Source organism: Pseudorhodoplanes sp. (assembly GCF_059499825.1).
The window spans coordinates 546,960-564,950 of the sequence record NZ_JCABZI010000001.1 but is presented as its reverse complement, the minus strand read 5'-3'; the positions used below and the strand labels follow the sequence as shown (position 1 = coordinate 564,950).

General features: G+C 63.8%; 16 protein-coding genes. 15 read left to right on the top strand and 1 reads right to left on the bottom strand.

Annotated features, from left to right (window positions below):
* The first annotated feature begins 66 nt into the window (after positions 1-66).
* Genes AC5I5I_RS02740 through AC5I5I_RS02730 form a run of 3 tightly spaced genes read left to right on the top strand, consistent with a single transcriptional unit; the run spans position 67 to position 2,051 of the window.
* Positions 67-510, top strand: coding sequence for an ion channel (locus tag AC5I5I_RS02740; protein ID WP_495969592.1), 444 nt, complete (start codon positions 67-69; stop codon positions 508-510).
* 49 nt (positions 511-559) lie between these two features.
* Positions 560-1,741: a pyridoxal phosphate-dependent aminotransferase gene (locus AC5I5I_RS02735; protein WP_495969590.1), complete on the top strand. Its 1,182-nt coding sequence runs from the start codon at positions 560-562 to the stop codon at positions 1,739-1,741.
* A 4-nt stretch (positions 1,742-1,745) separates the two neighbouring features.
* Complete coding sequence (locus AC5I5I_RS02730; RefSeq protein WP_495969588.1) at positions 1,746-2,051, top strand: MliC family protein; 306 nt, start codon at positions 1,746-1,748, stop codon at positions 2,049-2,051.
* 38 nt (positions 2,052-2,089) lie between these two features.
* Here the strand turns inward: AC5I5I_RS02730 and AC5I5I_RS02725 are convergent, their stop codons facing one another.
* Positions 2,090-2,989 (bottom strand): DMT family transporter, encoded by a 900-nt coding sequence (locus AC5I5I_RS02725; protein WP_495969586.1) that lies wholly within the window; start codon positions 2,987-2,989, stop codon positions 2,090-2,092.
* Between the two features lie 230 nt (positions 2,990-3,219).
* Between AC5I5I_RS02725 and AC5I5I_RS02720 the strand changes: the two genes are divergently transcribed.
* The 12 genes from AC5I5I_RS02720 to AC5I5I_RS02665 all read left to right on the top strand — a co-directional run bounded on the left by AC5I5I_RS02720 (position 3,220) and on the right by AC5I5I_RS02665 (position 17,892).
* On the top strand, positions 3,220-4,170 hold the full coding sequence (locus AC5I5I_RS02720) for a hypothetical protein (protein ID WP_495969584.1): 951 nt from the start codon (positions 3,220-3,222) through the stop codon (positions 4,168-4,170).
* A gap of 146 nt (positions 4,171-4,316) precedes the next feature.
* The gene (locus tag AC5I5I_RS02715; RefSeq protein ID WP_495969582.1) at positions 4,317-7,781 is read left to right on the top strand and encodes an acyl-[ACP]--phospholipid O-acyltransferase; all 3,465 of its coding nucleotides are present in this window, start codon (positions 4,317-4,319) and stop codon (positions 7,779-7,781) included.
* Between the two features lie 392 nt (positions 7,782-8,173).
* Positions 8,174-9,049 (top strand): Flp pilus assembly protein CpaB, encoded by an 876-nt coding sequence (cpaB, locus tag AC5I5I_RS02710; RefSeq protein ID WP_495758530.1) that lies wholly within the window; start codon positions 8,174-8,176, stop codon positions 9,047-9,049.
* 31 nt (positions 9,050-9,080) lie between these two features.
* Complete coding sequence (locus AC5I5I_RS02705) at positions 9,081-10,721, top strand: type II and III secretion system protein family protein (protein ID WP_495969579.1); 1,641 nt, start codon at positions 9,081-9,083, stop codon at positions 10,719-10,721.
* Complete coding sequence (locus AC5I5I_RS02700) at positions 10,699-11,142, top strand: hypothetical protein (RefSeq protein WP_495969577.1); 444 nt, start codon at positions 10,699-10,701, stop codon at positions 11,140-11,142. Before AC5I5I_RS02705 ends, AC5I5I_RS02700 begins: the two co-directional genes overlap by 23 nt.
* Before the next feature lie 25 nt (positions 11,143-11,167).
* Entirely contained in the window at positions 11,168-12,385 is a 1,218-nt protein-coding gene (locus AC5I5I_RS02695; protein ID WP_495969575.1) for a CpaE/TadZ family protein, read from the top strand.
* 26 nt (positions 12,386-12,411) lie between these two features.
* Positions 12,412-13,881: a TadA family conjugal transfer-associated ATPase gene (locus AC5I5I_RS02690; protein ID WP_495969573.1), complete on the top strand. Its 1,470-nt coding sequence runs from the start codon at positions 12,412-12,414 to the stop codon at positions 13,879-13,881.
* 10 nt (positions 13,882-13,891) lie between these two features.
* Positions 13,892-14,863, top strand: a complete 972-nt coding sequence (locus AC5I5I_RS02685) for a type II secretion system F family protein (RefSeq protein ID WP_495969571.1) — start codon at positions 13,892-13,894, stop codon at positions 14,861-14,863.
* A 2-nt stretch (positions 14,864-14,865) separates the two neighbouring features.
* Positions 14,866-15,822 carry a type II secretion system F family protein gene (locus AC5I5I_RS02680; protein ID WP_495969569.1) on the top strand — a complete coding sequence of 319 codons (957 nt, stop codon included), beginning with the start codon at positions 14,866-14,868 and terminating at the stop codon, positions 15,820-15,822.
* 120 nt (positions 15,823-15,942) lie between these two features.
* The gene (locus AC5I5I_RS02675; RefSeq protein WP_495969567.1) at positions 15,943-16,461 is read left to right on the top strand and encodes a tetratricopeptide repeat protein; all 519 of its coding nucleotides are present in this window, start codon (positions 15,943-15,945) and stop codon (positions 16,459-16,461) included.
* A gap of 182 nt (positions 16,462-16,643) precedes the next feature.
* The gene (locus AC5I5I_RS02670; RefSeq protein ID WP_495969565.1) at positions 16,644-17,117 is read left to right on the top strand and encodes a tellurite resistance TerB family protein; all 474 of its coding nucleotides are present in this window, start codon (positions 16,644-16,646) and stop codon (positions 17,115-17,117) included.
* Positions 17,110-17,892 (top strand): SDR family NAD(P)-dependent oxidoreductase, encoded by a 783-nt coding sequence (locus AC5I5I_RS02665; RefSeq protein ID WP_495969563.1) that lies wholly within the window; start codon positions 17,110-17,112, stop codon positions 17,890-17,892. Before AC5I5I_RS02670 ends, AC5I5I_RS02665 begins: the two co-directional genes overlap by 8 nt.
* Positions 17,893-17,991 lie beyond the last annotated feature (99 nt).

Genomic DNA, 17,991 nt, shown 5'->3' with positions numbered 1-17,991 from the left:
GCTCGCTACTCGGCAATGTCCATGACTTAAGTTATTTCTGACGGCATCCGTGGAGGATTCTCAAAGATGACCTGGCAGCTGGCGGCGGGCGGGGGCGTAAGCCTGGTGAATTTCGTCATCCACGCCGTGATGTCGGCGCTGATCATGGTCGGGACCAGACGGACCGCCGTCGCCACCGACGACTTTCATTTCGTGACGCGCCTGATCGCGCTTCTGCTGGTCACGGTCGCGGTGCTGAGCATTGCTCATCTTGCGGAGATCGGCCTGTGGACGGGGTTATACAACCTTGTCGGCTTCGCTCCCGGTAACGGCATCTCCACCTTCGAACTTGCATTCGAAAATTATACGGCACTCGGTTATGGCGACGTGGTGCCGCCGCCCGGCCTGCGGCTGTTCGGTCCGATGGCGGCCCTGAATGGCCTCCTGCTGATCGGGTGGTCGGTCTTTATTCTGTTCGATGTGATGCGGATGGCGGAAGTGGAGATCGGCCGGATCGATCGAAAGAGTTGACCGGCGGGTATCGAACCGAACTTAATGATGCCACCAGAGGAAATTGCCGATGCTCCGTACCATTGCCGCTTTCGACCGGATCGGTGAGGAGAATGCCTTCGCGGTGCTGGCGCGTGCCAATGCGCTGATCGCCCAGGGCCGCGACGTCATTAATCTTGGCATCGGCCAGCCGGATTTCCGCACGCCCGACTTCATCGTCGAAGCCGCGATCAAGGCATTGCGCGACGGCCATCACGGCTACACGCCCGCCACCGGCATCCCACAATTGCGCGAGGCGGTGGCGGCTGACCTGCACCAGCGTTACGCGGTCGAGGTGTCGCCGGATGAAGTCATGATCATGCCGGGCGGCAAGCCGACCATGTTCATGGCGATCATGATGTTCGGCGAGCCCGGCGTGGACATCCTGTATCCCGATCCCGGCTTTCCGATCTACCGCTCGATGATCGAATTCACCGGCGCCAATCCGGTGCCGGTGCCGATCCGCGAAGAGAACGGTTTCGCGTTTTCCGCCGAGGAAACGCTGAAACTGATCGCACCGAAGACGCGGCTTCTGATCGTCAATTCACCCGCCAATCCGACCGGTGGTGTCACTCCAAAGTCCGAGGTCGACAAGCTGGTCGCCGGTCTCGAGCGCTTTCCGGATGTGGCGGTGATGTCGGACGAAATCTACGACCACATGGTCTATGACGGCGAGAAGCATGTCTGCCTCTTGTCCTATCCGCAGATCCGCGACCGGCTGATCCTGCTGAATGGCTGGTCGAAGACCTATGCGATGACCGGCTGGCGACTCGGCTACGCGGTGTGGCCGGGCAAGCTCTACGACTATGCGCGCAAGCTCGCGGTCAACCTGCATTCCTGCGTGAATGCCTCCGCGCAATATGCCGGCCTCGCCGCCCTGACCGGGCCGCAGGACGAGGTCACGAAGATGGTTGCCGAGTTCGATCGGCGCCGCAAGGTCGTGGTCGATGGCCTGAACAAGCTGCCCGGCGTGTCCTGCGCAACCCCGAAGGGCGCATTCTACGCTTTCCCGAACGTCAAGCAGACCGGCTGGAAGGCGAAGGCGCTGGCCTCATCGTTACTGGATGATGCCGGCGTTGCGATTATCGGCGGCCCGGATTTCGGTATTCTCGGCGAGGGCTATGTTCGGCTATCCTATGCCAATTCGACCGCGAATATTCTTAAGGCCCTCGATCGCATGGGTGAGTTTCTGTCGACACGAAAAGCGGTGTAGCGCAATGACAGCCGGGTTCATCACGCGGGTAGGGTTTTTGTTGCTGCCGGTGCTGTGGGCTGTGCCCGCGCATGCCCAGGTGATTTTCGTAAGCTACACCTGTGCGGATGGCACGCCGGTCTCCGCGGCCTTGTATCGAGGCGACAACAGGATGCGGCTGCAATTCGACGGGCACGCCTATGCGTTGCCGAAACGGCTATCGGCATCGGGTGCCCGCTACTCCAAGAGTGGGGTGTCGTTCTGGATCAAGGGTCAGGAGGCGACCCTGAAGCGGCCGAAACGGAAAGCGACGCTTTGCAAGGCGCAGTGACGCTTTAGGGCATTCGTTCCTGCGAGTTTCCGGCCGCCCTATGGCTTGAGCGCGAACCGGAAGCCGACCACTACGATCGCAAGTCCCACGAGTTGCGGGATCGTCGGAACCTCGCCGATCGCCAGAAATCCGATCAGCATCGTCATCGGCGGCACCAGTGCCGGAAACATCGACGCGCGTCCGGCGCCGAGCGCGGTCACCGCGCGCGCAAACAGATAGAGCGCGAGCAGGCCGGCAAAGCCGCCCTGTGCCACGACCTGAATCAGGTTTTCCGTCAGTCCAGCCGCGATCATGTGGTCGAAGCCGAACAGGATCGCGTAGACCGGCACATAGACGACCAGTGACAGCACGCCGACCACCTGTGCCGCGAGCAGCCCGCTGGTGCGCCATCCGCGCAGGCAGATGGTGAAGGTGGCCCAGGTCAATCCGGCCATGCAGAACATCAGGTCGCCGGTGATCGCCCCGCCGCGAATCGCGGTGATGGCCTCGCCGGCCAGCACGAGCAGGCCGAGCAGGATCGCGATGACGCCGATCACGCGGGCCCGGGTCAGCGGCTCCCGCAACACCAGGAAGGCCAGAAGCAGCCCGCCGAGCGCCGCGGAGCCGGGCTGGATGACAGCGCCGTGCCCCAACGGCGCGAGCGTCAGTCCGGTGTAGTTCAGCAGCGCCTGAGGCGGACCTGCCAGAACGAGGATGATCAATCCGCGGACCCATCCAAGGCCGCCGAGATCGGCCAGGCCCGCCCGTGCCACAAGCGGGATGACGAGGATCCCGGACCAGACGAAGCGATGAAACGCGAGATCGGGAGGGGTCAGCCCGGCGGCGATGCCGTGCTTGCCGGCCACGAAACCGATGGCCCAGCAGATCGAGGCGGCAATACCGCACAGGACCCCGAGGGCGGTCGCCGACAGCCCGGCGCGAGCATGTTGGTCCGGCAAGACATGATCCGATTCGTTTGATCTCCCGGATACAAGGTCAGTCCCGTTGTGGCTATGGCGCCGGCTGAGTTGCTGCCATGTGCGGCGCGAATCGCGGGCGCCGATGTCCCGGTCCGGCGGCGGTATCGGTTTGACTGATCCGGGTCTGCTCTCTAACGTCACCCCAGTCGCGGGGGGCCTCGCGGCGCTATCCATGACTGGTCGAGCGGCACCGCCAGGCGTTCCTGACAATGAAAACTATCAGTGCATTTCTGATTTCGGCGCTGGTCGCGCTGGTTGTGATCGTGGGGTCGGTCGGTGTTCTGTCCGCCGTCTGCTCGGTTCAGCCGGCTCCGGCGCCTGAGCAGACCCGGACGCCCTCACGGCTGCCGATCCATTTCCAGCAGGACGGCTTGGGCGCAGTGGTCGAGCGCGCGGTCCTGACCCGCGATAGCCTCGATGCGCTGCTGTGGCAGGCGCAGGCTACCCCGCAGCCGCGGCCGCAGACCATGAGCTGGCGGAACCGGTTCCTGTGCGATATCCGCATCACCGATGTGCTGCTGATCGGCTTTGCCGCGTTTCTGCTGCTGGCGACCATTTTCCAGGGCCTCTGGATGCTGCGTGCGGTGCGCTCGTCCGACCGCACCGCCAGCCTCGTCAACGAAGGGCTGATTTCGGCCCAGCGCGCCTACGTCTCGCTGCGCGAATTCCAGGTGGCGCTGACCAAGAATCCGCTGAACGATGAGATTCAGACCTGCACCATCCAGCCGATCTGGGAGAATACCGGCACGACGCCGACCCGGAACGGGCGGGGCCATGTGAACTGGAAGTATTTCGACCGCTCAGTGCCGGCGGATTTCGACTTCGCCGATTTCGACGAACTCGGAAACCGCATCCTGTCGTACGATTCCTACAAGCCACTGATCGTTGGGCCTCGCGCCACTGCGCTGTCGCCGATTATCGGGATGGAACCGGCAATCCTGCGCCAGGTTCGCGATCTGCAGGGCAAGCTGCTGATCTGGGGCTGGGCCGAATATGACGAGGTTTTCAGCGACGCCAAGCGGCACCGGACCGAATTCGCCTATCTGGTGGTGGTGTCGGGTTCGCCCGCGAGCCATGTGGGCTTCAGTCAGTTCAAGCTGCATAATGGCGTCGACGAGGATTGCATGAAGCAGCCGACGGTGCTGGCGCGCTCGGTTTAGTGTCCTCCGAAGCCGCCTCCGTCCCGGGCGTCCCGGTGATCGGACTTTGCGAAGCCGCGCCGGGCGGCCTTTTTCCGTCATACCGGCGGCGGGCATGACCTGCTAGGATGAAATCCATTTTGCACAACATCGGGTGACTGACGCGCATGGCCGAATCGTCGAAGCCGCTGATGCTGTCCTGGCGCTTCGCGCCATTGTTCTGGTGCCAGTTTTTCTCCGCCTTCAACGACAACTTCCTGAAGAACGCGATCGTCTTCCTGATCCTGTTCCATATGGGGTCCGGCGGCGAGGCGCTCATTACGCTCGCGGGTGCGGTCTTCATCGCGCCTTACTTCTTCCTGTCGGCGCTCGGCGGCGAGGTCGCTGACCGCTACGACAAGGCGGTGGTGGCACGGCGTCTGAAATTCGTCGAGATCGGCGTCGCCGCGATCGCGGTCCTTGGTTTTGTGGTCCATGCCGGCGAAGATCCCGGTCAGCCACCGGTCGTTTCTCTGGTCATTCTGTTCGTTGCCCTGTTCGGGTTCGGCGTGATCGGCGCGCTGTTCGGCCCGATCAAATACGGCATTCTGCCCGATCATCTGGCGCGCCGCGAATTGCCCGCGGGCAATGCGCTAGTCGAGGGCGCGACCTTCATCGCCATCCTGCTCGGCACGATTGTCGGCGGCATCGCCGCCAAGGGCGGCGGCAGCCCGGCCGTGTTCTCCGTGTTGGTGATGGCCTTTGCCTTGCTGTGCTGGGTCTCGGCGCTGCTGATCCCGCGCACCGGCGAGGCGGCGCCCAACCTGATCATCAACAAGAATATCGCGACCTCGACCTGGACGCTGATCAAGGACTTGCGCAGCGACGGGCGGCTCTGGTGGGGCGCGCTGGTGACGAGCTGGTTCTGGCTCGCCGGCGTCGTCGTGCTGTCGCTATTGCCGCCGTCGGTCAAGAACATCATAGGCGGTGACGAATATACGGTGACGGCTTATCTGGCCGTGTTCTCGATCGCGGTTGCCATCGGTTCGGGCCTCGCGGCTTTTCTGGCGAGCGGGCGCATCATTCTTCTGCCGACGCTGCTTGGCGCTCTGTTGCTGGCGGGCTTTGCGCTGTTCATGGGCTGGTCGCTCTATGGCGCACCGCCGCCGGCGCAGCTCATGGGCCCTCTCGAAGTGTTCCGCACGCCGCGCGGGATCAATGCCGCGGTCGCACTGGCCGGTCTCGCCATCGGCGGCGGTCTGTTCATCGTGCCGGCTTTTGCCGCCGTGCAGGCATGGGCCGGTGCCGACCGACGCGCCCGCGTGGTTGCGGCGGTCAATATCCTCAATGCGCTGTTCATGACCGTCGCCACGCTGGTGGTGGCGATGCTGCAGGGGCTTGGCGGCGTCACCACACCGACGCTGTTTATCGGCCTCGGCGTGGCGAACGCGATCGTGGCGGTGCTGATCGCCTTCACGATGCCGACGCGGCCGTTCGCCGATGCGCTGTCCATCATCTACCGCGCCTTCTTCCGCGCCGAGGTGATCGGTCTCGAGAATCTGCAGAAGGTGAAGCAGCCCAATGTGATCCTCGCACTCAACCATGTCAGCTTCCTCGACGCCGGCATCGCGCTGTCGCTGCTTGGCCGCGACCCGCTCTTCGCCATCGACACGACCATGGCGCAGAAATGGTGGGTCAAGCCTTTCACGCGCCTCACGCGCGCGCTGCCGATCGATCCGCTGAAGCCGATGGCGACCCGTACCCTGATTCAGGCGGTTGCCAGCGGCGAAACGCTGATCATCTTCCCGGAGGGCCGGCTCACCATGACCGGCTCGCTGATGAAGGTCTATGACGGCGCCGGCCTGATCGCCGACAAGTCGGATGCGGTGATCGTCCCGATCCGTATCGAGGGTCTCGAGCGTTCGTATCTGACGCGGCTGAAGGGCTACCAGATCCGCAAGCAGCTCTTCCCCAAGGTCCGTGTCACGGTGCTGGAGCCGACCAAGCTCAATCTCGACCCCGCCCTGCGCGGCAAGGCGCGGCGTCGTGCGGCGGGCGCGGCGCTCTACGACGTCATGTCGAACATGATCTACGAGACCACGAGCACCGACCGCACCATCGTCGAGGCGCTGATCGAGGCCGCGAAAGAGCACGGCATGAAAACCGTTGCGACCGAGGATCTCGTCACCGGTACGCTGACCTACAAGCGGCTCCTGCTCGGTACCCGTATCCTCGGCAAGAAACTGATGCCGCTTGCCGAGCCGGGCAAGCCGCTCGGCGTGATGCTGCCGAATGCGAACGGTGCTGTGGTCACCCTGTTCGGGTTGATGTCAGCAGGGCGGGTCCCGGCGATGATCAATTTCACCGCCGGCGCCACCAATATCCTCGCCGGCTGCCGCGCGGCAGGAGTGTCTACGGTGGTGACATCGCGGACCTTCATCGAGCGCGGCAAGCTCGAGCCGCTGGTCGAGAAGATGTCGGCCGACGTCAAGTTCGTCTATCTGGAAGATGTCCGTGCGACGGTCGGTACGTTCGACAAGCTCGCCGGACTGCTGAGCTACAAGAAACCGATCGTGCGGAGGAAGCCGGATGACTGGGCGGCGATCCTGTTCACGTCTGGATCGGAGGGTGTGCCGAAGGGCGTGGTCCTGTCCCACCGCAACATCCTCACCAACGCGGCGCAGGCGCGCGCGCGCATCGATTTCAACCGCATGGACAAGGTTTTCAACATCCTGCCCGTGTTTCATTCCTTCGGACTGACGGTGGGCGTGATCCTGCCGGTCGTATCGGGTGTGCCGATCTTCCTCTATCCGTCGCCGCTGCATTACCGGACGGTGCCGGAGCTGGTCTATGTCACCAATGCCACCATCATGTTCGGCACTGACACTTTCCTGAACGGGTATGCCCGGTCTGCCAACCCCTATGACTTCCGGTCGATCCGCTACATGCTCGCGGGTGCCGAACCGGTGCGCGACTCGACGCGGCAGATTTATCTGGAGAAGTTCGGCATCCGGATTCTCGAAGGCTACGGGGTGACCGAAACCGCGCCCGCGCTCGCACTCAACACGCCGATGTTCAATAAATTCGGCACGGTGGGCCGGCTGCTTCCCGGCATGGAAGCGAGGCTGGAGAAGGTCGAGGGCGTGGACGAGGGCGGCCGGCTGTTCGTCAAAGGGCCGAACGTCATGTTGGGATATCTGCGCGCCGAGAATCCCGGCGTTCTGGAGCGGCCGGCGGAAGGCTGGCACGACACCGGCGATATCGTGACGATCGACCCACAGGGCTTCATCAAGATCATGGGCCGAGCCAAACGCTTCGCGAAGATCGGCGGGGAAATGGTGTCGTTCGCCGCGGTCGAGGCATTGGCGGGCGACCTCTGGCCGGATGCAGTTTCGGCGGTCGTGTCGGTGCCTGATGCCCGCAAGGGCGAGCGTCTGTTGCTTTACACCAACAATGAGAAGGCGACGCGCGCCGACTTCATCGCCTTTGCACGTTCCCGACATGCATCCGAACTGATGATTCCTGCCGAAGTCATCGTCATGGAAAAGTTGCCGATGCTCGGGTCCGGCAAGGTGGACCTGCTCACGCTTGCAAAGCTCGCGAAAGAGGAGCGGGCGCAGTCTGCGCAGCCGCGGCCTGCCGTGCCGGCGTAGCTCTTCCTGACAAGGTGAACGATTTCAATCGTGCGGTGAGCGGCGCTTAACCACATCGATTCGGAATCGATTCACCAACCAGGCTTGGGATTGCGAAGCCAGCAAACGCGCCGGTCGCGGAAGCGCGTTAGAAATCCCTTTTGGCAAAGCGCCTGTGCGCTATGGTGTGGACCTAACCACACATTGCCGCCGCCAATTAGCGTCGGTCGATGCGCTCAAGGTTAAGCGCGCGTTGTTCAATTCTCGACAGATTTCGTAAAGCCTGCGCATTCAACCAATTTTTAGCATAGAGCCAGAAGCCAGTTTCGCTTCATCAATTCCATACGACCACATCGCGATAGTGATCCTCGATAAAGGGCGCAAACAAAGCGCCGAGGTTCGGGAAGGTCGTCGTGCGAAAGTCCACAATCGTGATGGTCGCGTTTGCAGTAGTCTTCGGACTGCTCGCGGTCTTCATCGCGCAGGCATGGCTGAACGGCCAGGCCGAGCGGCGATTGCGGAGTCTTGAAGCGCAGAAGAAGCCGTTGTCGACCAACACCATCGTGGTGGCCACGCAGCGGCTGCCTTTTGGCGTTGAACTCGCGGCAGAGCATTTGCGCGAAGTGCCGTGGCCGTCTGACGCCATGCCGCAGGGCGCATTCGCAAATGTCAGCGGACTTCTGTCCGCCGGCAAGCGCGTGGTGCTCGCGCCGATAGAAGCGAACGAGCCGGTCCTTGCGGTCAAGGTCACGGGACCCGGTCAGCGCGCGACCCTGTCCGCCATCGTTGGCGAGGGCATGAAGGCGGTGTCTGTTCGCGTGAACGACGTCGAGGGCGTTGGCGGCTTCGTGCTGCCGGGCGACCGCGTCGATGTGGTGCTGACGCGCCAGATCGAGAAGGGCGACGCCACCACCGAGGTGGTGCTGCAGAATGCACGCGTTCTCGCGGTCGACCAAAGTGCCGACGATCGCACCAGCAAGGCTGCGGTCGCAAAGGCGGTGACGCTCGAGGTCGATACCCTCGGTGCCCAGAAAATCTGGCTGGCCGCTTCGGTCGGCAGTCTTTCGCTTCTGTTGCGCAAGGCCGGTGAGCTGAGCTCCGAGTCGACGCGTCGCGTGACGCTCGACGATCTGAGCAAGCCTGATCAGGCAGCGCCGAAGAAGAAGAACAACGCCGTGACCAGCGTATCGGTGCAGCGCGGCGGTCAGAGGCAAAGCTACGAGGTGCCGGTCGAAGGCACCGGAAATTCCCTGCTCGCGTCCGGGGGGACGAAAGCGCGGAAGCAATAACGGGGACCTTGTTTTGGTTGGGGAGCGTGTCGTGAACAACAAGATCGAAATATCCGCCGCGTCGACGGGGCGCGCGGACAGGAGCCTGAAGCAAAACGCACGGCGCTCGCTCGCGTTTCGTGCGCTGGCGGTCGGCCTCGCGGTGGTGATTGCCGAGCCGGCGTTGCCCGGCTTCGGAATCGCGTCCGCGCAGCGGATCGTGCAGATCGTTGCGGCGAAGCGGACCGCGACCGTCGGCGTCTCCATCGGCAAGACCGAGGACGTGCGGACGGATGCGAGCTTCGTGGAGCTCGTTGTCGCCGATCCGGAGATCGCCGACGTGTCGCCGCTCACCGACCGCACGCTTTCCATTCTGGGCCGCAGGAGCGGCACCACGCGGGTCTCGGCCTATGCCGAAGGCAAGAAGCTTGTCGGCGTGTTCGATGTCGAGGTGACGCACGACACGTCGATGCTGCAGGCGACGCTGGCCCGCCAGTTTCCCGGCTCGAAGATCCGAGCCTCGTCCGTGAATGGCCGCATCATGCTGTCGGGCGCCGTCCATGACGCGCCGACGGCGGAGAGGGCGGTCTTGCTCGCGCGTCAGTTCGGGCCGGACATCATCAACACGATGACGGTGATGTCGCCGCAGCAAGTGATGCTGGAAGTGCGTTTCATCGAAGCCAACCGCCAGGCAGGCCGGGAACTGGGCGTCCAGTGGAATCCGACCGCCAGCAATGGCCGCTTCATGGGCAATATCGGTTCGCGCCAACCCGCGAGCCGCCTGCCGATCACCGGAACAAGCGCGACCCCAGGCGCCGATGCCTGGAAGCAGCCGGGCGTGACGGCTGGCGGTCCGAACGTTGCTGAGTCGGCTTTGACGATTTCGTCGGCTGTCGCTGCCGGCGTTCTGTCGGGTGCGGCCCCGTTTGGCTTCCTGATCGGCAAGCTGATCACCAACGGCCTGTCCGTCGACGTACTGATCAACGCGCTGGAAGCGAAGGGCATGGCACGCTCGCTGGCCGAGCCGAACCTGACCGCCTTGTCCGGCGATACCGCAAGCTTCCTGGCCGGCGGCGAATTCCCGGTGCCGGTGCCGCAAGGCCTTGGCGCCGTGGCCATCATGTACAAGAAATACGGCGTCGGCCTTGCCTTCACGCCGACCGTGCTGTCGGACGGCCTGATCAATCTCAAGATCGAGCCGGAGGTGAGTCAGCTCGACGCATCCAACCCGGTGACGGTCGCGGGCGTTTCAGTGCCGCCACTGATCGTACGGCGTGCGTCGACCACGGTCGAGCTGCGTGACGGCCAGAGCTTCGTCATCGGCGGGCTGCTGCAGAGCCAGGGCGAAACCGCCCAGGAGCAACTGCCCTGGCTTGGCGACGTGCCGATCCTCGGCGCGCTGTTCCGCTCCGCCGCCTACAAGAAGAAGGAGACCGACCTCGCCATCATCGTGACGCCGCGGCTGGTGCGTCCCGCAGCGCCCGGAGACAAGATCGCGACGCCGCTCGATTCGACGCTGCCGCCGAACGATGTCGATCTCTTCCTGATGGGCAAGCCGGAAGTGCCGCGTGCGATCGAGAAGCTGCAGAACGGCGTCGTGCGCGCCTATACCGGCCATATGCTCGACATGCAGCCGCGTCCTGCCGCTGTCGCCACGAAGGAGGTGGGTCATGTCCTGTCCGTCAAATACTAAGGCGACGTCGCTTGGGCTCCTTGCGCTCGCTGCGTCCTGCGTACTGTCCGGCTGCTCGGATATCTATTTCGACCGGCGCGAAACGATCGTGCCTTCGGCAGGGAATGCCATGGCAGTCAACCAGATGACCATGATGGTCGATCCGTGGCCGCCGCACAGCGCCAATCGCAACATCGCCTTCAATGGCGAGCGGATGTCGGGCGCGGTCGAACGATATCGTACGCGCAATGTGATCCGGCCGATGAATCCGCTGACGTCGGATTCGGGTAGCCAGCCGCAGCCGCCGCCCGATTACACCACCGAATACGTCAAGTCGACGACGCAGACCCAGACGCAGGTGACGCGGGGGACGGGGCGGCCGCCGTCGGCCTGGGGCGGACCGCAAAACGCCGCGCCGGCGCCGGCCCAGCCGCAACCGTAATGCTCCTAGAAGCCCGGATCCTCGCATGCGCATGAAAGAAAAAGCACCGCCGAGCAGCCATACGCGCGTCGTTGCATTGACCGCGGATGCGCAATTCGAGCAGCAGCTGCGCCAGACCTTTAGCACCAGCCCGCAGATCGACTTCGACCTGCGGGCGGAGAGCGTGGCCGCAGCGGGAGACCGGATCGATCCCGACGGCGCGACGGTGATCGTGGTCGATCTCGACACCACCCGCGCCGACGAGATGCTGGCGCTGGAACGGCTCGCGATCCGCACCGGCGGCTGGCCGCCGATCGTGGTGGTGGCGCAGGATTTCGACGCCAACGTCGCCCGAACGCTGATCCAGATGAAGATCGCCGACTTCCTGGTGAAGCCGGTGTCGCCGGTCGAACTGGTCCGCACCTGCGCGCGCGTGGTCAAGCCGGTCGCGGCAGAGGGTGCGGAAGCCGAAATCTTCACCTTCATCCCGGCTGTCGGCGGCGCCGGCGTCACCACGCTTGCGATCCAGACCGCCCTGCTGCTGCTGTCGAGCGGCCCGCGCGGCCGCGCATCGACCTGTCTGGTCGATCTCAACCTGCAACACGGCGCCTGCGCCGATTATCTCGACCTCGAACCGCGTCTCGACCTGTCGGAGATCGAGCCGCGTCCGGACCGGCTCGACAAGCAATTGCTCGACGTAATGATCGCGCACCACGCCTCCGGTCTTTCGGTGATCGCCGCGCCGCCGCGCCCGGCCGAGATGCGCACCTTCGATCCCGACGTAGTGACCAAGCTTCTCGATCTCGTCGCCTCGAATTTCGAACATGTCGTGATCGACATGCCGCGCACCTGGTTCGCCTGGACCGATGCCGTGCTGGAGGGATCGAACCGCCTGTTCATTGTCAGCGAAATGACGGTGCCGAGCCTCAAGCACACCAAGAACATCGTCGCCGCCATCCGCGAGCGCATGCCGGACGGTCCGCAGCCGCAGGCGATCATCAACCGCTTCGAGCAGCGGATGTTTGCGCCCGGCCTCAAGAAGACCGATCTCGAACAGGCGCTCGGCGACGCGTTCGCAGGCACCATTCCGAACAATTACCGTCTGGTGCGTGAGGCGATCGATCGCGGCGTGCCGCTCGAGGACGTCAAGCGCGGCAACAACATCACCCAGGAACTGCGCAAGCTGATCGCTCCGCAAACGGCGAAAGCCGCAAGCAAGGCGCCAGCGGGCCAGAAGAAACTCAGCCTGTCTTTCGCACGCTAGCTTTATCGCCGGGACGCAGAACGAAGATGGCCGGACGGTTCTCAGCACGACGCAATCCGGTTGCGCAACCGCCGTCGCAATCGCTGCCGGCGTCTGTTTCTGCTCCCGCGCCGGCGGTCTCGCCTGCGTCCGACGCCCCGTCCTGGAGCGTCCTGGCCGAGCCGGAGCCGGCGCTGGCGCCAGCTGCCATGGAGCCGCCGCCGGCCGCCAATCCGCTGCATACCGACAAGCTGCTGGACGCCAAGGTGCGGCTGCATCGCCGCCTGCTGGAAGAGGTCAATCTGCAGGCGCTGGAGAAGCTGCCGGAAGATCAGATGCGCGAGCATATCCAGAAGCTCGTCGGCCAGTACGTGGTGAGCGAACGGCTCGCCCTGAATGCGCAGGAGCTGAACAGCTTCGTCGCGGAAATTCTGGACGAGATGACCGGCCTCGGCCCGCTCGAACCGCTGCTGAAAGACCCTTCGATCAGCGACATCCTGATCAATGGCCATGAATCCACCTATGTCGAGCGTGGCGGGCTGCTCGAACCGATCGCCTGCCGGTTCAAGGACGAGGCGCATCTGTTGCGCATCATCAACAAGATCGTGTCGGCGGTCGGACGGCGCGTCGACGAAATGCATCCGCTTTGCGACGCGCGCCTGCTCGACGGCTCACGCGTCAACGTCGCGGTGCGTCCGGTCGGCGTCGACGGACCGCTGGTGTCGATCCGCAAATTCTCCAAGAAGCCCTTCAACCTGAACAAGCTGGTGGAGATCGACGCGCTCAAGCCGCAGATGGCGGAACTGCTGGCGGCGGCCGTCAAGTCGCGCATCACCACTATCATTTCCGGCGGCACCGGCTCCGGCAAGACGACGATGCTGAACGCCCTCTCCGCCTTCATCTCGGACAAGGAGCGCCTGATCACCATCGAGGACGCCGCCGAACTGCAATTGCAGCAGCCGCATGTTGCGCGCATGGAAACGCGACCGCCCAATGTCGAGGGCAAGGGGGAAATCCGCCAGCGCGAATTGGTCAAGAACGCGCTCCGCATGCGTCCCGAACGCATCATCCTCGGCGAGTGCCGCGGCGAGGAAGCCTTCGACATGCTCCAGGCGATGAATACCGGTCACGAAGGCTCGATGGCCACCATCCATGCCAATAATCCGCGCGAGGCGGTGTCGCGCCTCGAACAGCTGATCGGCATGGCCGGGCTGCCGATGACGATCCCTTCGATCCGCGGCCAGATCGCCGCTGCCGTGCGGATGATCGTGCAGTTGCAGCGCCTGTCCGATGGAAAACGCCGCGTCACCTCCATCGCCGAAATCACCGGCATGGAAGGCGACATCGTGCAGATGCAGGAAATCTACAAATTCGTCCGGACCGGAACCGCCGACGACGGCGCCGTGATTGGCCATTTCCAGGCGACCGGCGTGCGGCCGCGTTTTCTCGCCGAGCTTACGGCGCGCGGCATTCGCATTCCCGGCACCTATTTCGATCCAAGCCAGCCGCTTCAATAGGGGTTAAGCGATGGCCTGGCTCGATTTCGACACCGAATACCTCTTCTACGCCTTCATCGGGATTTCCGCCTTCCTGATCTTCGAGGCGGTCTATCTGCTGTTCTTCCGCAGCGCATCCTATCGTCAGAGCATCAATCGCCGGATCGAATTGCTGAAGGGGCAGACCGATCGCGAGGGCATTCTGATCCAGTTGCGCAAGGAGCGCGGCCTGACCAAGGGTGGCGATTACAGGCTGCCGATCGAATCGATCAACCGGCTGATCCTGCAATCGGGCGTGTCGGCGGGCGTCGGCAAGCTTTCGCTCTATATTGCGGTCACGGCCGTGCTGGCAGCGGTAGCGATGCATGTCATCAAGGGCGATGCGCGCTATACCGCAATCGTCCTGGTGTTCTTTCTCACGCTTGGCCCGCTGCTCTGGCTCAAATTTCTACGCAGCCGCCGCCAGAAGAAGTTCGGTGCGCAGTTCCCGGATGCGCTCGATATCATCGTGCGCAGCCTTCGCGCCGGCCATCCGGTGCCGGTGGCAATCACCATGGTTGGCCGGGAGATGGCCGATCCCTGCGGCAGCGAATTCGGCATCGTCGCCGACGAGATCACCTACGGCGCCGATCTCGAAGGCGCGATGCGCAATCTGTATTTCCGTGTCGGCCAGGACGATCTGCCGCTGTTCGTGACGGCGGTCGCGATCCAGGGTTCGACCGGCGGCAATCTCAGCGAGATTCTGGAAAACCTATCCGGCGTGATCCGGCTCCGGTTCAAGATGCGGCGCAAGGTGCGCGCTCTCGCGGCAGAGGGGCGTGCATCCGCGATCATTCTCGCGTCGCTGCCGATCGCGGTGTTCGCCATCGTCAACCTGCTCGCGCCGGATTTCTATTCGAGCGTCTGGCATCACGATCTGACGAAGATTGCGCTGACCGCCGCGGGCGGCTGGATGAGCGTCGGCATCTTCATCATGTACCGCATGGTCAACTTCAAGATCTGATCATGGATTTCAACTTCGCCCCATTCGGAGATTCGGAATCGACCCTGCTGACGCTGATGGTGTTCCTGGCCACGGCGACCCTGACATTTGCGATGATGGCAATGGTGCGCGTGCATGGCGCCGTGCGCCGGCGCACCGCCGGCATCAACGCCAAGCTGACCGGGGAGGCCGAGAGCTTCCAGCAGCATCATCAGCGCAAGTCCGGTTTCCAGGCGGCCGAACGCATTATCGGCTACGCGCAGAAGCATTACGCCGAAAGCGATTCCAAGGATATGAAGGTGCTGCGCAAGCGGCTGGTGCTGGCCGGCATCTACGATCCGCGCGGCGTTGGCGTCTTCTTCGTGATGCGCACCGCCCTTGCGGTCGGCCTGGCGGTGACCGCGATGATGTTCGCGCCCGGCGATGGCAAGTCGATGTACTGGATGATCGTGGGTGCCGCCGGCATGTTCGGCTATGTTGCCCCGAGCGTCTATCTCGACCGGCGTATCGCCTCGCGGCGCGCCGAACATCGTGCCGGCTTCCCGGATTTCATGGATCTGCTGGTGGTCTGCGCCGATGCCGGCCTGAGCATGGAAGCGTCGCTCGACCGCGTCGGGCGCGAGCTCGCCGATTCCTATCCGTCGCTCTGCGCCAACATCCACATGGCAAATCTGGAAATCCGCGCCGGCCGCACCATGACCGAGGCGCTCGAACATCTGGCGGACCGGCTGGGCCTCGAGGAGGCGCGCTCGTTCGCGACGCTGATCCAGCAATCCGATGAACTCGGCTCCAGCATCACCGAGGCGCTGCGGGTCTATTCCGACGACATGCGGCACAAGCGGCTGTCGCGCGCCGAAGAGAAGGCCTACAGCCTTCCCGCCAAGCTCGCGCTGCCGATGATGATCTGCATTTTTCCGGTGCTGTTCGTAGTCATTCTACTTCCCGTTGCAGTGCGCATGGTGACCGGCGGATTTCAGTAATCTCCGCGCCCGCGGGGCAGGGAATAGAAACTTAACCAGCCTTCGCTACCGTCCGGTCGCCGGCGCGTAAAAGCCGGCTGTGCGGCGGTCTTCCGGGATCCGGCGCGCCTGGAGCGTAGAATGCGTGGTGGATCCCTTCCCGGTGCTGTGCTTTCGGCCGTTTGCCTGCTCGTGCTGGCCGGCTGCGAGACGACCACGGAGCATACCGGCTCGGTAGCGGGCATACGGGACAACACGCCAAGTTCCACCGGGCTGATGGGCGAAGATCCGAAGGGCGATCTCGAACTCGGCAAGCAGCATTACCGCGAAAACAGTTTCGGGCTCGCCGAACAGCATTTCCGCCGCGCGGTCGAGAAGGGGCCGCAGGATCTCGAGGCCTGGGTCGGGCTTGCCGCCAGCTACGACAAACTCAAGCGGTTCGATCTCGCCGACCGCGCCTATGCGCAGGCGATCCGCATCGCCGGGCCGACGGCTGAAATCCTGAACAACCAGGGCTATTCCTATCTGCTGCGCGGCGACCGGCATCGTGCCCGCAAGACCTTGCTGGCGGCGCAGGCCAAGGACCCGGGCAACCCGTATATCCAGAACAATCTCAATCTCCTGGACCAGAGCCTGCGCGACAGCGCGGCGGTGCGCTGATCGTTTAGCCTCCCCGAGAACCGGGCGTGCGCAATCCGTCTCCGTTATCTCAGGATGACGGGTGTGAACTGCCCGCTTTCGGCCGTACCGGAGCGTCCATGACAAATTGGTCATGAGGCCAAACGCGCTTTACAAGCGCCGGTCCGGCAACCACATTCCTGCGATCACAGCGCCGAGGTCTCATGCTGCAGCTTTTGAAAGAGTTTCTGAACGACGTCGGCATCGGCGAAAAGCCGGCCAGCCGCTTCAGCGAGAGCGACTACCGGCTGGCCGCGGCCGCCCTGCTCATTCATGTGATGTCGGTCGACGGACAGGAGACTGGCGCGGAGCAGGACATGCTGCAGGACTTGCTGAAGCGGCAGTTCGATCTCGATGACGATGCGGTCGATGAATTGATCGCGGCCGCGACCGCGGCCGACCGCGAGGCGGTCGATCTCTACAGCTTCACCAGCCTGATCAATCGCTCGCTCGACGAGGATGGACGCCGCCGCATCGTGAAGATGATGTGGGAGATTGTCTACGCCGACGGCCGGATGAACGAATTCGAGGACAACATCGTGTGGCGCGCCTCCGATCTGCTCGGCATTTCGCAGCGCGACCGGGTCGAGATGCGGCTCGAGGTCGCCGAGGCTCTCAAATCGCGCGACGATGCCTGAACCGGTCACGCTGGTCACCGGCGCCTCGTCCGGCATCGGCACGGAACTCGCGCGGGTATTCGCGCGGCATGGGCATCGGCTGGTTCTTGCGGCTCGCCGCACCGACCGGCTGGAGGCACTGGCCGACGACATCGCGGCAGGCGGCAGCCCGCGTCCGCTGGTCCTGACGATCGATCTGCAGGCGCGCGATGCCGGCGAGGCGATCGAGGCGGCGCTGGTCCGCGACGGACTGGAGCCACAATACGTCGTCAACAATGCGGGCTTCGGTCTCGCCGGACCGGCGTCGTCGCGGCCGCGCGGGCGGCTGCTCGATATGATCGATCTCAATGTGCGGGCGCTGACCGATCTGTCGCTGCGCTTCGCCGATGCGATGGAGCGCCAGCGCGGCGGCCTGATGAATGTGGCGTCGGTGGCGGGGTTCCTGCCGGGGCCGAAGCATGCGGTGTATTACGCAAGCAAGGCCTATGTGGTGTCGTTGACCGAGGCGCTTCACGAGGAATGGAGAGACCGCGGCATCCGTGTCACCGCGCTTTGCCCCGGACCGGTGCCGACGGAGTTTCAGGCTGTCGCCAGGACCGGTGACCAGGTGATCCAGACACCGATGACCACATATGCGGATCGCGTGGCGCTGGAAGGCTATCGCGGCCTGATCGCCGGAAAGCGGCTGGTGGTGCCAGGCTTTCTCAACAAGCTGCTGGTCTACGGAATTGGGCTGGTCCCGCACGGGGTGTTGCTGCCCCAGGTGGCAAAGCGGCACGACTCCGAGCCGGGATAGCGCTTTTCATCATAGCGGCCTTTCCGCCGCCGCCGCTTGTCAGACCGCGCAAACCGGATAGTTTGACGTGTGAATCGCTGGAGCCTCGTTCAGCAGACC